Below are 12,816 nucleotides of genomic sequence, written 5' to 3' on the forward strand. Positions count from 1 at the left end.
CATGGGACGTTTGACCTTCAGTATCAACCTTACGCTGGACGGCTGCGTCGACCACCGGGAAGGCATCGCCGACGACGAGACGCATGCCTTCTTCACCCGCCTCATGGACGAGAGCGGGGCGATGCTGTGGGGCCGCGTCACGTACGAGATGATGGAGAGCTACTGGCCCGCGGTCGCCAGTGGCGCCGTGGACGCGCCGCCGGCGCTGCGCGAATGGGCCGTCAAGCTGGAGGCCAAGCCGAAGTACGTCGTGTCCTCGACGCGAACGGACTTCCCCTGGACCCACAGTCATCACATCGCCGACGACCTGCGCGCGGGCGTGCAGAGGCTCAAGGACGCGACCCCGGACGGCGTTCTGCTCGGCAGCGGCAAGCTCGCCGTCGAACTGGACCGGCTGGATCTGATCGACGAGTACCGCTTCCTCGTGCACCCCAGGATTGCCGGCCATGGCCCGACCTTGTACGAAAGCGGACTGCCTGCCACGCGGCGGCTCGAATTGATCTCCGCGCACCCGCTGCGCAACGGCGCGGTTGCGATGCACTACCGGCGCGCGGGCTGACCCGGCGTTATTCGATGGTCCACCGGTACTGCACGACAGACACCTTTTCCACCGGCACGCCGGCCGACGTGCCCGGCGTGAAGCTGCAGCGGGAGAGGGCGGCCAGCGCGGTCTGGTCCAGTGCGGGATAGCCCGACGACGTCCCAATCTCCGCCTTCCTGATCGCCCCGTCGGCGCCGATCAGGAAGTTCAGCTTGACCAGGCCCATGTGCTTCGCCCGTACCTCGTCCGGCGGATAGGCCGGCCTCGGGCACGTCTTGAAATCGATCATGGCGGGCAGCTCGGCCGGATTCAGCGACGCCGCCGGCAGCGCGCTGTTGGTCTGACCGGCATCGTAGCCAACCGGACGCAAGCGCAAGGTCACGTCCCGCTCGCGGTCGTCATGTGCCCTGGTGACCGCAAACTGGCGGGACTGCTTGACTTGCGCCACGAAGTCGCGCTCGGTCATCGGCTTGCCATGCTCATCCACGTAGTTGAAGTTGTCCACGGGGCCGACCCCCTGGCGGGCAAGCGCGTCGGCCAGGGCCGGGGGAACGGCCGCCGGTTGCGTTGCGCAGCCGGCAAGCGCGGCAAATCCGAGAACGGCAAGTCGCTTCTTGAAGTCGGTTTTCATGATCGGGCGGAAAGTTGTCGGACAACCAGTGTATTTGCAAAGTTGCCGAGATGGCAAGCGGCGATCCTTCCCGCATGAAGTAACAATGTGGATGACAAAAGTTAGCTAAAAGTTACAATCCAATGGGATAATCGCCCGGCTCGCGCGACCCTGGCGAGTCGGCAGTACTGTCTGCTGCACAGAATGACTTTATGGAGAAGTTATGGAAATTCACTGCTTTGCTGTGGGTGCTTGAATGAAGCCGGCCTTCGCGGCCGCCGCGGTCGGCGCGCTGCTCGCCTGTGGGCCTGGTGCGCACGGGGCCGTGCCGAAAACCTGCCCGGCCCCGGACGGCACCCCGATGACGGCCAACTACTCGCAAAAGGACTTGTTGAAAAACTGGGCCTTGAGCACGTGCCTGGCAATCGTAGCGACCGACCCGGCGCTGCGCGCGGACGCCAACGCCACCGCCAGCGCGTACATGGAGTTCGGCCATCAGGCGCCAGAGGCGTATGCCGCCTTGCGTGAGCTGGCGGAGAACTATGCGGCGCGCCGCTACAGCGGCTCGGTCGAAGGACGGTTCGATACCATGAAGTGCATCGACCTGTTCCATAGCCGCGAGCTGAACAGCCTGGCCACCAGACTGGCCAAGCCGTCCAGGGAACGTTGACACACTGCGGTCGGTTCAAAGCAAAGCCAGCCCTACCGCTCGTTCCGACCCTCCGCCTTCGCCGCATCTTCCGCCGCCTTTAGCGAGGCATGCGCGACGGGCAGGTGCCAGTCCAGCTTGATCGCCGCCAGCCGTAGCCCGAAGCACAGCGCCGCGCCCGCGCAGGCGCTCACGGTCCCGGGCACGCCGAGCGCGTCGCCCGTCACCATCACGGCCGCGCCGGCCAGCGCGGCGACCGCGTAGATGTCGGAGCGCAGCACGGCGGGAATCTCGGACAGCAGCACGTCGCGCGCGACGCCGCCGCCGACGCCGGTCAGCATGCCGAGCAGGGCGGCCATCACGGGGTCCAGCCCGAACACGAGCGCTTTCTGGGCGCCGGCCACGCAGAACAGCGCGAGGCCGGCCGCGTCGAAGATCAGCACGGGGCTCTGCAGGCGCTTGATGCGCGGATACCAGAAGAAAATCAGCACGCCCGCGAGCAGCGACGCGGCGAGGTAGCGCCAGTCGCGGATCGCGGCCGGCGGCGTCGCGCCGATCAGGACGTCGCGCACGATGCCGCCGGAGTTGGCGGCGACGAACGACAGCACCAGCACGCCGAACAGGTCGAGCCGGCGGCGCACGCCGGCCACGGCGCCGCTCAGGGCGAACACGAATGTGCCGAGCAGGTCGAGCGTCAGCACGAGGGTCTTGATGGCGGCGCTGACGTCGAGCGATACGGGAGGAAACACGAAAACCTCGTCAAGGACGGCGAAAACCCGCCATTATGCCGCGCCCGTCCGCTGAAAGGTAATTGAAGGGTTGCGTCGCTATAGTGGCCTCCATTCACCAGGCTGATCGACCGTATCAACGGGACCGATATCTGGCCTGGACAAGAACGAGGAGCAGACATGAACACAACGACTTACACTCCGGCAAGCGCAGAACAGCAGACGGCCGGCTCATCCATTCCGCAGCTCTGCCTCAAGATCGCGCGCACCCGCATCGGCATCGTGCCGCTGCCCGTTTACTTCCTGCTGCTGGCGCTGATCGGCGGCTTCGTGGCCACCGGCAAGGTGCCGAACGATATCTGCGTGTCGATCGCCATTCTCACCGTCGGCGGCTTTTCCTGCGCCGAGCTGGGCAAGCGCCTGCCGTATTTCCGCAACATCGGCGCGGCCGCCATCTTCGCGACCTTCATCCCGTCGTATCTCGCCTTCAGCAAGCTGCTGCCGGCGCCCGTGCTGAAGAACGTCGTCGACTTCACCAAGTCCACCAACTTCCTGTACCTGTTCATCTCGTCGATCATCGTCGGCAGCATCCTGAGCATGGACCGCAACGTGCTGATCAAGGGCTTCGTGAAGATCTTCGTGCCGCTGGCCATCGGGTCCGTCGTGGCGGGCGCCGTCGGCACCGCGGTCGGCACGCTGCTGGGCCTGGGCCCGTACCACACGTTCTTCTACCTCGTCGCGCCGATCATGGCGGGCGGCGTCGGCGAGGGCGCGATCCCGCTGTCGATCGGCTACGCGGGCATCCTGGGCCAGGAGCAGGGCCATATCTTCGCCGAGGTGCTGCCGCCCGTGATGCTGGGCAGCCTGACGGCGATCCTGTTGTCCGGCATGCTGAATTCGCTGGGCAAGAAGCGCCCGCACCTGTCCGGCCAGGGCCGCCTGCAGCCGGGCGAGGAAGCCCCGGCGCCGCAGGCCGAAAGCCTGCCGGGCCAGTTCGACATCGCCAACATCGCCGCCGCGGGCATCACCTCGATCTCGCTGTACATGGTCGGCATGATGTGCTTCCGCCTGTTCGATTTCCCCGCGCCGGTCGCCATGCTGTTCGTGGCCGTGATGTTCAAGCTGTCACGCCTCGTGTCGCCGCAGCTGCAGCAGAGCTCCTACGTCGTCTATAAATTCTTTTCGACGGCCGTCACGTACCCGCTGCTGTTCGCCATCGGCGCGTCGATGACGCCGTGGGACAAGCTCGTCTCCGCCTTCAACGTGGTCAACCTCGCCGTCATCGTCTCGACCGTCGCCAGCCTGATCGCCACCGGCTTCTTCGTCGGCCGCCGCATGAACATGTACCCGATCGAGACCGCGATCATCAACGCCTGCCACAGCGGCCAGGGCGGCACGGGCGACGTCGCGATCCTGACGGCGGCCGAGCGCATGCAGCTGATGCCGTTCGCCCAGATCGCCACGCGCATCGGCGGTGCGATCACGGTCACGCTGACCCTGTTGGCAATGTCGCAACTGCACTAAGCTGGCCGCCAACGCGAGTATCATGAGCGTCATGAAGTCCCTGTTGCGTTCCTTCCTGTTGTCCCTGCCGCTGCTGGCCGCGCTGCCCGCTGTTGCTCAACCTTCGGCCGCCGAATGCGTCGTCCCGTCCAAGCCGGGCGGGGCGATGGACCTGACCTGCAAGCTGGCCCAGAAGGCTCTACAGGCCAAGCCGGATGCGCCGCGGCTGAAGCTGAGTTATCTGCCGGGCGGGATCGGCGCCGTGGCGTGGCACACGATGGTGTCGCAGCGCCGCGCCGAGCCGGACACGCTCGTCGCATTTTCCGGCGGGTCGCTGCTGAACCTCGCGCAGGGCAAGTTCGGCAAGGCGAGCCCGGACGACGTGCGCTGGGTGGCGGCGCTTGGCGTCGACTACGGCGTGATCGCCGTGCCGGCCGACTCCCCGTACCGTTCGCTGCGCGACCTGATGGACGCGCTGCGGCGCGACCCGGAAAAGATCGTGATCGGCATGTCCGGCACGATCGGCAGCCAGGACTGGATGAAGATGGCGCTGCTGGCCCGCCAGGCCGGTCTCGATCCGCGCCAGCTGCGCTTCGTCGCGCTGGAAGGGGGCGGCGAGGAATTCGTCGCGATGCAGGCCGGCTACGTGCAGGTCGTGTCGAGCGACGTGTCGGAAACCGCCCTCTATACGGCGTCGGGCAAGGTGCGCGTGCTGGCCGTGCTGTCCGATAAACGCCTGACGGGTGCGATGGCGGGCGTGCCCACGGCGCGCGAGCAGGGCTACGATCTCGTGTGGCCGCTGATCCGCGGCATCCTGATGGGGCCGGACGTGTCCGATGCGGATTACCGCCGCTGGGTGCAAGCGTTCGACCGCATCGAATCCGCGCCGGAATTCGCGCAGATGCGCGCGCAGATCGGCCTGTATCCGTTGACGCTGACGGGCGACGCGCTGACCCGCTACATCCGCCAGGCCGTCGCCGACTACAAGCGCCAGGCGCGGCAGTTCAATCTCGTGCGCGAGCACTAGCAGCGTCCGCCGGCACCTCCGCGGTCGGCACCTTGTGCCGCACGCGCTGCGCGGCCACGACCCCGACACCCAGCAGCGCGAGGCTCAGCATCGTGCCGAACGATGGCGCCGCGAGCCAGCGCAGCGACTGGTTCGGCTGTTCCAGCGGCTTGTCCTGCGCCGGGTCCGATTGCGCCTCCGCCGAGTTCGCTTGCGTCGCAGGCTCGCCCGCGAAGAATGGCACGAGCGCCTGCACGAACGCGGCGAGGTCTTGCGTGCCCCGGCACGACAGCACGTGCGCGTCGCGCACCACGTCCTGGTTCAGCCAGGTCGCGCCCGCGTTGACGACGTCGTCGCGGATGCCGGGCCACGACGTCAGCGTGCGCCGCGGCGCGAGTCCGGCCGACACGAGGATCAATGGCGCCTGGGACAGCAGGGCGATGGGCTTGCCCGCCGTGTCGAACTGCCGCACGAAGGCCCGCACCTGGGCGGACTGGCGCAGGCTGTCGGGGCTGATGTAGCCGCCGGGGATCAGCAGGCCGTCGTAGTCGGCGGCCTGGGCGTCGTCGATCGTCTGGTCGACGCGCGCGAGATCGCCGGGCTGGTGCATGTGCATGGCGCGGATCCGCCCGCGCCGCAGCGAGATCAATGTCACGTCGGCGCCGCCGTCGGCGAGTGCCGCGAGCGGCGTCTTGAGTTCCGCCTGTTCGAATCCGTCGGCGGCCAGGACCGCGATGCGTTTTCCGGCAAGTGGCTTAAAGGTGTTCATGATCGCGTTTCCGCGCCAGGGTCATGAATCACAGAGCGGATCGGGACGTGTTTAGTTCCATTCGGCGTCCACGGTTTTTGAAGTGGATCGATGCACTGTCCGCCCGAGTGCGGTATCGATCGCGCCATGGCACAGCGCCACCTGCGCCGCATCCTGTTGCAGCAGGCGTAGACGGCGTTGCAGCGGTGCCCAGCCGGGCCAGGCCGTGCTGCCGTGCGGCGCCGCCGGTTCCGCCTGCGTGGCGGCCCCGAGCGTGCTGCGCAGCCGGGCGAACGCGTGCTCGAGCGCGGCCTCGACTTCCGCGCGCGGGAGGTTGTCCGCGTAACGCTGCAGCAACAGGCGCAGCGCGGCCATGTGCGCCATCAGCAGGTAATTCTGCACCGTGAAGCGGTTCAGCTCGGCCGGCGCGCGCTGCTGGGACTGCGGTTCGTCGAGCATGCGGCCCAGCGCGGCGCTGAGGTTCGCGAGGGCGTCCATGAAGCGCTTGCGCTGGATCCGGTAGCGGGCATCGTCGACCGCGCGTCCCAGCAGCAGGTCGGCGGCGGCGTCGATGTAGCCGCGGTTGGCGTCGGTCACGGCGTCCACCAGCTCCGGCAGGTTCTGGTGTTCCCAGTTCGGCAGCACATAGCTGAAGAACGACGCGATCAGCGCGCCGAGCAGCGTATCGAGCAGGCGTTGCTCGATGGCGCCCGCGAAGTGCGGCACCGTGAGGCCGATCAGCAGCAGGGCCTGCACGCTGGCGGCGATCGCCGTGTAGCGGTATTTGATCGACAGGAAGGTCGGCCCGGCGGCGGTCGCGACGAACAGGAAGCCGATCAATGCGGCCGGCGCATGGACGAACCGGAGGATCACGGCCGTGAGCACGCAGCCGATCAGCGTGCCGATCAGGCGGTCGGCGCGGCGCTGGCGGGTCATGCTGAAGGTCGGCTTGAGGATCACGGCGATCGTCAGCGCCGTCCAGTAGCCGTGCGACGTGTAGGGCAGCCATTCGGACGACAACAGCCCCACCGAGATCGCCATCGCCACGCGCAGCGCAAACCGGAACGTGGGCGACGTCCAGCGCAGGTTGGCGACCAGGATGCCGAGGTTGTAGCGCTGCTGGGTGAGGAAGGGCGTCAGGTCGCTGCCCGGCGCCATCGGGAGTGTCCCGCCGGCCGTCGCGCTGGCGGCGTGCAGGCGCGCGATCATCGCGATCATGTCGCGGATCTTGTTGGACGTGGCGCGCAGCACGGCCTGCGCATTGACCTCGTCGCTGTCGGCCGGGGGCAGGGCACGCAGGGCCGCATCGAGCGCGGCCAGCTCGTCGCGGTAGTCGATGGCGGCGTACGACGGCCGGTTGCGCGTCATGGCATACGCCACCGATTCGATGTCGCGCGCCGCCTTGCCGATCAGGTCGCCCAGCAGCGGCAGCACGGGGCCGCCGGCAAAATGCTGGCGCAGCAGCGCGTAATCGGTGTGCGTGGACAGCACCAGTTCGTACAGGTCGAACATGGCGTAATGCACGCGTACGAGGACGGCCTCGTCGTCCCTGGGCTTGCCGCGCAGGACCAGGTCGCGCGACGCCTGCTGGCGCTCGGCCAGCACGCTTTGCTGGCGCACGAGCTTTTCCATTTGCGCGGGCAGCGGATAGTCCAAGTCGTAGCAGCCCGCCTTGATGCCGGTATAGGCCGCCAGTTCGTACAGCGCTTCGGCCAGCACCTGTTGCTTCAGGCGCCGCCGCAGCCGCCAGACGACGATCATCGCATACGTCATGTAGCCGGCCCCGCCCGCGAAGAACAGGGCAGCGTGGCGCAGCGCCTGCAGCGGCGTGGCGGCGTCGTCGCTCGACAGCATCATCACGAACAGGGCGACGAACTGCAGGGGCATCGCCTTGCGGCCGTACACCGTCATCATGCTGGCGAGGAAGGAGACGAGCACGATGACGGTACGCAGCAGCCATTGCACGGGAGAACACAGGCTGACCAGCAGCGCCACCAGCGAGCACGTCAGCACGCCGGCCAGCATCTCGTTGAACTTGTGACGCAGCGGGCTGGGCAGATCCATCAGGCTCGTGCACAGCGCGCCCATCGCCACCGCCATCGCGGTCGGCAGGTCGGCGACGGCGTACGTCAGGAACGTCAGGCCGACGACGCCCGTGGCGATGCGCAGGCCGGTGTAAAAGTAGTGACTGAAGAAGAGCGTGCGCGGCGCGAGGGCGTAATGCATGGGTGGGCGCGTCAGCAATGGACGAGTCCATTATAGCGGCGCCCATCAGGCCTGTCCCATCCAGTAGCGCTGCGCCTTGTTGAACACGAGCGCACCGACCTTGCGCCCCAGGTCCTTGCCGGCCACGTTCGCATTGTCGAAGTGAATCCCGCCATAGACGCGCGACAGGCCGGCTTCGTCCGCCGCGGCGCTGAACGTCGCCCAGTTCAGCGTCACGTCGCTGGACGGCAGGGCGGGTTCGATGGCCATCGAGTGCGCCGGTTTCGTGTAGCTGCTGCCGAACGCGTCGCTGCCGGTGAAGCGGCGCAGCACTTCCGCCGCGGCCGCGCTGAACGTGCTGTGGCCGGACACGTGTTCGGGGAAGGGCGGTGTGGGGAACGTGGCGGGCTGGTAGGGGACCCACGTCTCGCCCGCGATCTGGCGCAAGCCGCCGGCCACGCCCAGCGGGCCGTAGCCCGTGATCGTCTTCCCCTGCATCAGGTAGCGGACCGCCGTGATCGGGCGCTCCGAGTCGTACGCGCGCTTCGCGTCCCACGCGGCGATCGCCGCGTCGGACAGCGCATTGGCCAGCGCGAAGAACAGCAGCACGTCCTGGTCGTCCGAGTTGCCGTCGCGTGTGGAGACGGATTGCGCGAGCAGGCACCAGTGCCCCGGCGGCAGTTCCGATGCCGGGCCGTCGGCCCAGTATTCGGCGATCACCTTCTGGCGCTCCGTGAGCGCCGCCTGCACGTCGACGATGTGCTGCGCCTGCGCGGCATACTCGGGTGTGCCCGCGGCGGCGGGCGGGCCGGGACGGTACTGGTCGGCCGATGCCAGCGCGAACGGCGTCATGTTTCCCCAGCAGGCCGCGAGGTAGACAGGCGTCACGACGGCGCCGGATGCGTTCGTATAGGTGAGCGGTTGCCAGTTTCCTGGTGCGGGCATGGCGGCGACCGGTGTCGGCTGGGCCACGACCAGCGGTGGATTCTGCGACACGTACCCCGTGTAGTCCGCGTACGGCACGCCGCCGGGCGTCAGGTTGCCCAGCTGGTTCGAGCCATCCTTGTGGCAATAGTCGAGCATGGCCGCGGCCAGCGCCTGGCCGATGCCCTGGGGCGATGCGAGATCGGTCTGGTTCGCGAGGTCGTAGCCAAGGCTCGCCATATAGCTGTCGAACAGGGCTTTCTGCGTCGGGAACTGGTCGAGCAGCACGCGGTAGGCGGCATGGCTCATCGCCATCGTCTTGTTGTCGGCCACCTGTTCGGACTCTGGCCGTCGCACCCTGGGACCATGCGGCGTCTGCACGGCCACCGGGCTGTACGCGGCCCACGCGTTGTACATGCTCGTATGCATCACCGCGAGGGAACGCGCGGCCATCGGCGGGCCCGGCTTCGCATTGCGGATGGCTTGCAGCGCGGTCTGGTTCCAGCCGACCACGGCCTTGAATTGCGGCGGCTGGGCCGCAGGTTGGGCCGCAGACTGGGGCGCGGTGTCGCCACCGCCGCAGGCCGCGAGCGCGTTGCCGAGTGCCAGCGCGCTGCCCACCCTCAGAAAGGTACGTCGCTCCATGTCATTCCCCCGTATGCAGCACGCATCCAGTATCGAATGGATGAGCGGAACGGAATTGCGGGAACTCAAGCGTACAAAGACGCGTCCTTGCGCAGCGTCGTTACGCGGCCAGCATAAGGTAGTACGTCGCATCGTTGGCGCTGGCGCGCACGGCCATCGGCTGCGTTTCCGTCAGCAGGTTCACCATCGCCGGCACGTCGAGACCGTCGAGCGCGGCATGGAAGCGGCGGATGAGCTCGCGGCACAGTTTGTCGTCCGGCGGCGTGTCGCCATCGGGCGCGCGCAGGCGGCGCCGCGCGCGCGACAGGTGCTGGCGGGCGTTCGCCGGTGTCGTACCGAGCGCGGCCGCGATGTCGGCGTGGCCGCATTCGAACACGTCGAACAGGACCAGCGCCAGCCGCTCGGACGGCGACAGCCGGGCGAACATCCGGGCCAGCGCGTCGCCGACGTCCGCGCGCCGCAGCAGCGCCTCGTCGGGCAGGGCGGGCGGGGCGGCGGGCACGAGTTCCATGGCGGCGTGCGCGGCTTGTACCTCGCGCGCGCGCCGGCGCAGGCGGTCGATCGACTGGTGCTGCACGACGGTCGTCAGCCAGGCCGCGGGCGTCGCCAGTGCGTCCCGGTCCGCGGCCTGCCATTTCAGGAAGCAATCCTGCACGACATCCTCGGCGTCGGCCGCGCTGCCGACGATGCGCAGGCTGAGCGCGACGAGGCGCGGACGCAGTTGTTCGAACACGTCGATGGCGGTGGTGCAGGGCATGTGCATCTCCTCGCTGGGTAGTGGTACCGCTTGACGCGCGGCGCGGCCCGGATGTGACACGCCGCCGGTTTATTTTTTACGCCGTCACACGGCGCCCGGCCGCAAGCGTCATGGGGCACCTTCCACCATCGAAAGGACCACCATGAATTTCGTGCCCACCGTCATCGAACAGACCGGCCGCGGCGAACGCGCCTTCGACATCTATTCCTGCCTGCTGAAGGAAAGAGTCATCTTCCTCGTCGGCGAGGTAACGGAACAGTCGGCCAACCTGATCGTCGCGCAGCTGCTGTTCCTCGAATCGGACAATCCCGACAAGGACATCTCACTGTACATCAACTCGCCCGGCGGGTCCGTGTACGCGGGCATGGCCGTGTACGACACGATGCAATTCGTCCGGCCCGACGTGTCGACGCTGTGCACGGGCTTTGCCGCCAGCATGGGCTCGTTCCTGCTGGCGGCGGGCGCACGCGGCAAGCGCTATGCGCTGCCGAATGCCCGTATCATGATCCACCAGCCGCACGGCGGATCGCAGGGCGTGGCGGCCGACATCGACATCCAGGCGCGCGAGATGCTGTACCAGCGCCACCGCCTGAACACGATCCTCGCGGAACGCACGGGGCAGACCCTGGCGCGGATCGAGAAGGACACCGACCGCGACCGCTACATGTCCGCCGCCGAGGGCGTGGAATACGGGCTCATCGACCGGGTGCTGGACGCGCGCAGCGTCGGGTGACGTGTCCTGTCGGCCGTTTTTACATGGCCTTGCCGGCGAAAGTAGCAACGGTTTGATTTAGAACAATATTTACACGCTGGCGCGCTTATTGCAAAAGTCGGGTTGCATTTTTCTTGAATCCACCAAGAGGGAGTGACCAATGGCTTTTACATGGGATGGCCGGTACGTTCTGCGCCGGATCGACGAAGACGATCCGGCGTATCACCGCGTCTACAAGCACAGCGACCGCCCGGACGACATCACGGATGCCGACAATTATTTTTCGACGGCGCCGGCGCTCGCGGCGAAAAGCCGGTACGACGCGGAGCGTGTCGCGCCGCCGCCCGCGTGGCAGGTGTCGCTGGCAAACAATCCGACCGTGCCGATGGGTATTTTCGTCTTGCGGGGCAAGCCATGAGGCGGGCGTGCACCGCGGCGGTGGCGGCGGCTGTCCTCGCGGGATGCGTATCGCCCCAACTGACGCGCCATTACGACAGCGTGGACGAGACGAGCGTCAGCAACATCAACCTCAAGTTGTCCGTGTTCCTCGCCAGTCCGAAGGCGGACGAGGAGCCGCCGCTGATCACGACGCTGGCGGAACGGGGGCAGGCCGAGCTGATCCGGACGGTCGCCGCGAAGATGCCGGCCGGCAGCGATGCGACCGCGCTGCTGAATGCGCTCGGCACGGCCGTCGCGCCGCCGCCGGAAGACTGTGCCTGGGCCGACAGGACGTCGCTGAAGAAGCGCGTGACGATGACGGTCCTGGGCACCCTCGGGCGTCCGGCCGACAGGATCGACCGGCTCGAATTCCGTTTCACTCTCCCGCAGGACAAGCGCTATGCATTCGCTTCCTGGGACAAATTCGATTCCGTGTACGGTTCCTATGACCTGGGTTCCGCCAAATACACGCAATCCCAAGCCCTGAAGCTGGGCCTGACCACGACCGACACGTCGAACCGGGCGAATGGCGCGGGCAGTTTCGTCAAGACGCCGAACGCGAGCTACGAGATGACGAACGGGCTGGAAGAAAACATGAACTATGTGATCCGCCGCCTTAACGTGGGCGGCGCGCTCGAGCCGGACGAGGCGACGCTGGTGCAGGAAGGCGGGCCGTACATCAATCTGCTGGGCAGTTCGTCCGCCGTGTTTACGCTCAAGATGCGCTCGACCGGCGACCCGCGGCCCGTGCACGTGCTCGCCTTCAAGAACGGCAGCAAGACGGCGCCAGACGACGTCGCCATGAAAGTGTGCCAGGCGAAGTACCCGGCGCGCCGCGACCCGCTGGTCGTCGACGTCGGCGGGACGGCGTTGATGCGCATGGTGGCGAACCATCACGATACGATCAGCGAAGGCGACGACACGGTCAAGTTCGTCCGCAAGGACTTCGCCGCGACCCGCGTGCAAATCGCGGATGCGACGGACCTGAAGGTCGAGTTCTTCGGCCTCGTGAGTTGCCGGAAGGGGCAGCGCGAGCATGAATGCCTGCGGCTCGGCGTCGAAAATCCCGACACGGGCAAGGTCGAGAACCCGCTGCTGGTGCGGACTGCCGCCCATGCGGCGGACGTACGCGACTGGCTCCTCGCGCATCTTCAGGCGGACAAGGCGCCGGAGACAATCGCGACACGCCGCATCGGCCTCGTGAAAGCGCCGACCGAACCCGCGCAGGAGTCCGACATGGCCTTGACGCCGGCCATCGTCCGCTCGCTGCGCGTTGCGCCCATTGTCAACAACGCAGGGCCCGCAGGATGATGCCGAGCGCCTCCCGGCCTTCCGGCGTCGGCATGCCCG

The 12,816-nt window shown here is 67.4% G+C and carries 13 protein-coding genes; 7 read left to right on the forward strand and 6 right to left on the reverse strand.

What is annotated here, in order from left to right; translation table 11 throughout:
* Position 1: 1 nt before the first annotated feature.
* The gene (locus P0M04_RS19790) at positions 2-559 is read left to right on the forward strand and encodes a dihydrofolate reductase family protein (protein WP_259447404.1); all 558 of its coding nucleotides are present in this window, start codon (positions 2-4) and stop codon (positions 557-559) included.
* A 7-nt stretch (positions 560-566) separates the two neighbouring features.
* Here P0M04_RS19790 and P0M04_RS19795 read toward each other — a convergent pair whose 3' ends face one another.
* On the reverse strand, positions 567-1,172 hold the full coding sequence (locus tag P0M04_RS19795) for an energy transducer TonB (RefSeq protein WP_259447403.1): 606 nt from the start codon (positions 1,170-1,172) through the stop codon (positions 567-569).
* A gap of 235 nt (positions 1,173-1,407) precedes the next feature.
* On the opposite strand from P0M04_RS19795, the gene P0M04_RS19800 reads away from it, so the two are divergent.
* On the forward strand, positions 1,408-1,821 hold the full coding sequence (locus P0M04_RS19800) for a T6SS amidase immunity protein Tai4 family protein (protein ID WP_259447402.1): 414 nt from the start codon (positions 1,408-1,410) through the stop codon (positions 1,819-1,821).
* Positions 1,822-1,853: 32 nt separating this feature from the next.
* On the opposite strand, the gene P0M04_RS19805 is transcribed toward P0M04_RS19800, so the two are convergent.
* The gene (locus tag P0M04_RS19805) at positions 1,854-2,549 is read right to left on the reverse strand and encodes a trimeric intracellular cation channel family protein (protein ID WP_259447401.1); all 696 of its coding nucleotides are present in this window, start codon (positions 2,547-2,549) and stop codon (positions 1,854-1,856) included.
* A gap of 159 nt (positions 2,550-2,708) precedes the next feature.
* Here P0M04_RS19805 and P0M04_RS19810 point away from each other — a divergent pair, with 159 nt between their 5' ends.
* Entirely contained in the window at positions 2,709-4,052 is a 1,344-nt protein-coding gene (locus P0M04_RS19810; RefSeq protein WP_259447400.1) for a 2-hydroxycarboxylate transporter family protein, read from the forward strand.
* Positions 4,053-4,074: 22 nt separating this feature from the next.
* The gene (locus P0M04_RS19815; protein ID WP_259447399.1) at positions 4,075-5,058 is read left to right on the forward strand and encodes a tripartite tricarboxylate transporter substrate binding protein; all 984 of its coding nucleotides are present in this window, start codon (positions 4,075-4,077) and stop codon (positions 5,056-5,058) included.
* Here the strand turns inward: P0M04_RS19815 and P0M04_RS19820 are convergent.
* The 4 genes from P0M04_RS19820 to P0M04_RS19835 all read right to left on the reverse strand — a co-directional run bounded on the left by P0M04_RS19820 (position 5,036) and on the right by P0M04_RS19835 (position 10,316).
* Positions 5,036-5,806, reverse strand: a complete 771-nt coding sequence (locus tag P0M04_RS19820; RefSeq protein WP_259447398.1) for a type 1 glutamine amidotransferase domain-containing protein — start codon at positions 5,804-5,806, stop codon at positions 5,036-5,038. The genes P0M04_RS19815 and P0M04_RS19820 overlap by 23 nt on opposite strands.
* A 51-nt stretch (positions 5,807-5,857) precedes the next feature.
* On the reverse strand, positions 5,858-8,011 hold the full coding sequence (locus P0M04_RS19825; RefSeq protein ID WP_259447397.1) for an FUSC family protein: 2,154 nt from the start codon (positions 8,009-8,011) through the stop codon (positions 5,858-5,860).
* A 45-nt stretch (positions 8,012-8,056) separates the two neighbouring features.
* Positions 8,057-9,559 (reverse strand): vanadium-dependent haloperoxidase, encoded by a 1,503-nt coding sequence (locus P0M04_RS19830; protein ID WP_259447396.1) that lies wholly within the window; start codon positions 9,557-9,559, stop codon positions 8,057-8,059.
* 100 nt (positions 9,560-9,659) lie between these two features.
* On the reverse strand, positions 9,660-10,316 hold the full coding sequence (locus tag P0M04_RS19835; RefSeq protein WP_259447395.1) for a sigma-70 family RNA polymerase sigma factor: 657 nt from the start codon (positions 10,314-10,316) through the stop codon (positions 9,660-9,662).
* A gap of 142 nt (positions 10,317-10,458) precedes the next feature.
* On the opposite strand from P0M04_RS19835, the gene clpP reads away from it, so the two are divergent.
* From clpP to P0M04_RS19850, 3 genes are all read left to right on the forward strand, one after another.
* Positions 10,459-11,049: an ATP-dependent Clp endopeptidase proteolytic subunit ClpP gene (gene clpP, locus P0M04_RS19840; RefSeq protein ID WP_259447394.1), complete on the forward strand. Its 591-nt coding sequence runs from the start codon at positions 10,459-10,461 to the stop codon at positions 11,047-11,049.
* A 139-nt stretch (positions 11,050-11,188) separates the two neighbouring features.
* A complete protein-coding gene (locus P0M04_RS19845; protein WP_259447393.1) occupies positions 11,189-11,446 on the forward strand; it encodes a hypothetical protein in 258 nt (85 codons plus the stop codon).
* Complete coding sequence (locus P0M04_RS19850) at positions 11,443-12,777, forward strand: hypothetical protein (RefSeq protein WP_259447392.1); 1,335 nt, start codon at positions 11,443-11,445, stop codon at positions 12,775-12,777. Before P0M04_RS19845 ends, P0M04_RS19850 begins: the two co-directional genes overlap by 4 nt.
* The last annotated feature ends 39 nt before the right edge of the window (positions 12,778-12,816 follow it).

It is taken from the genome of Telluria mixta (genome assembly GCF_029223865.1).
Taxonomy (GTDB): domain Bacteria; phylum Pseudomonadota; class Gammaproteobacteria; order Burkholderiales; family Burkholderiaceae_D; genus Telluria; species Telluria mixta.

What these genes read in the sequence shown, in the direction of transcription:
- P0M04_RS19790 (WP_259447404.1), top strand. Translation starts at nt 2, where the DNA reads ATGGGACGTTTGACCTTCAGTATCAACCTTACGCTGGACGGCTGCGTC.
- P0M04_RS19795 (WP_259447403.1), bottom strand. Translation starts at nt 1,172, where the DNA reads ATGAAAACCGACTTCAAGAAGCGACTTGCCGTTCTCGGATTTGCCGCG.
- P0M04_RS19800 (WP_259447402.1), top strand. Translation starts at nt 1,408, where the DNA reads ATGAAGCCGGCCTTCGCGGCCGCCGCGGTCGGCGCGCTGCTCGCCTGT.
- P0M04_RS19810 (WP_259447400.1), top strand. Translation starts at nt 2,709, where the DNA reads ATGAACACAACGACTTACACTCCGGCAAGCGCAGAACAGCAGACGGCC.
- P0M04_RS19815 (WP_259447399.1), top strand. Translation starts at nt 4,075, where the DNA reads ATGAGCGTCATGAAGTCCCTGTTGCGTTCCTTCCTGTTGTCCCTGCCG.
- P0M04_RS19820 (WP_259447398.1), bottom strand. Translation starts at nt 5,806, where the DNA reads ATGAACACCTTTAAGCCACTTGCCGGAAAACGCATCGCGGTCCTGGCC.
- P0M04_RS19825 (WP_259447397.1), bottom strand. Translation starts at nt 8,011, where the DNA reads ATGCATTACGCCCTCGCGCCGCGCACGCTCTTCTTCAGTCACTACTTT.
- P0M04_RS19830 (WP_259447396.1), bottom strand. Translation starts at nt 9,559, where the DNA reads ATGGAGCGACGTACCTTTCTGAGGGTGGGCAGCGCGCTGGCACTCGGC.
- P0M04_RS19835 (WP_259447395.1), bottom strand. Translation starts at nt 10,316, where the DNA reads ATGCCCTGCACCACCGCCATCGACGTGTTCGAACAACTGCGTCCGCGC.
- clpP (WP_259447394.1), top strand. Translation starts at nt 10,459, where the DNA reads ATGAATTTCGTGCCCACCGTCATCGAACAGACCGGCCGCGGCGAACGC.
- P0M04_RS19845 (WP_259447393.1), top strand. Translation starts at nt 11,189, where the DNA reads ATGGCTTTTACATGGGATGGCCGGTACGTTCTGCGCCGGATCGACGAA.
- P0M04_RS19850 (WP_259447392.1), top strand. Translation starts at nt 11,443, where the DNA reads ATGAGGCGGGCGTGCACCGCGGCGGTGGCGGCGGCTGTCCTCGCGGGA.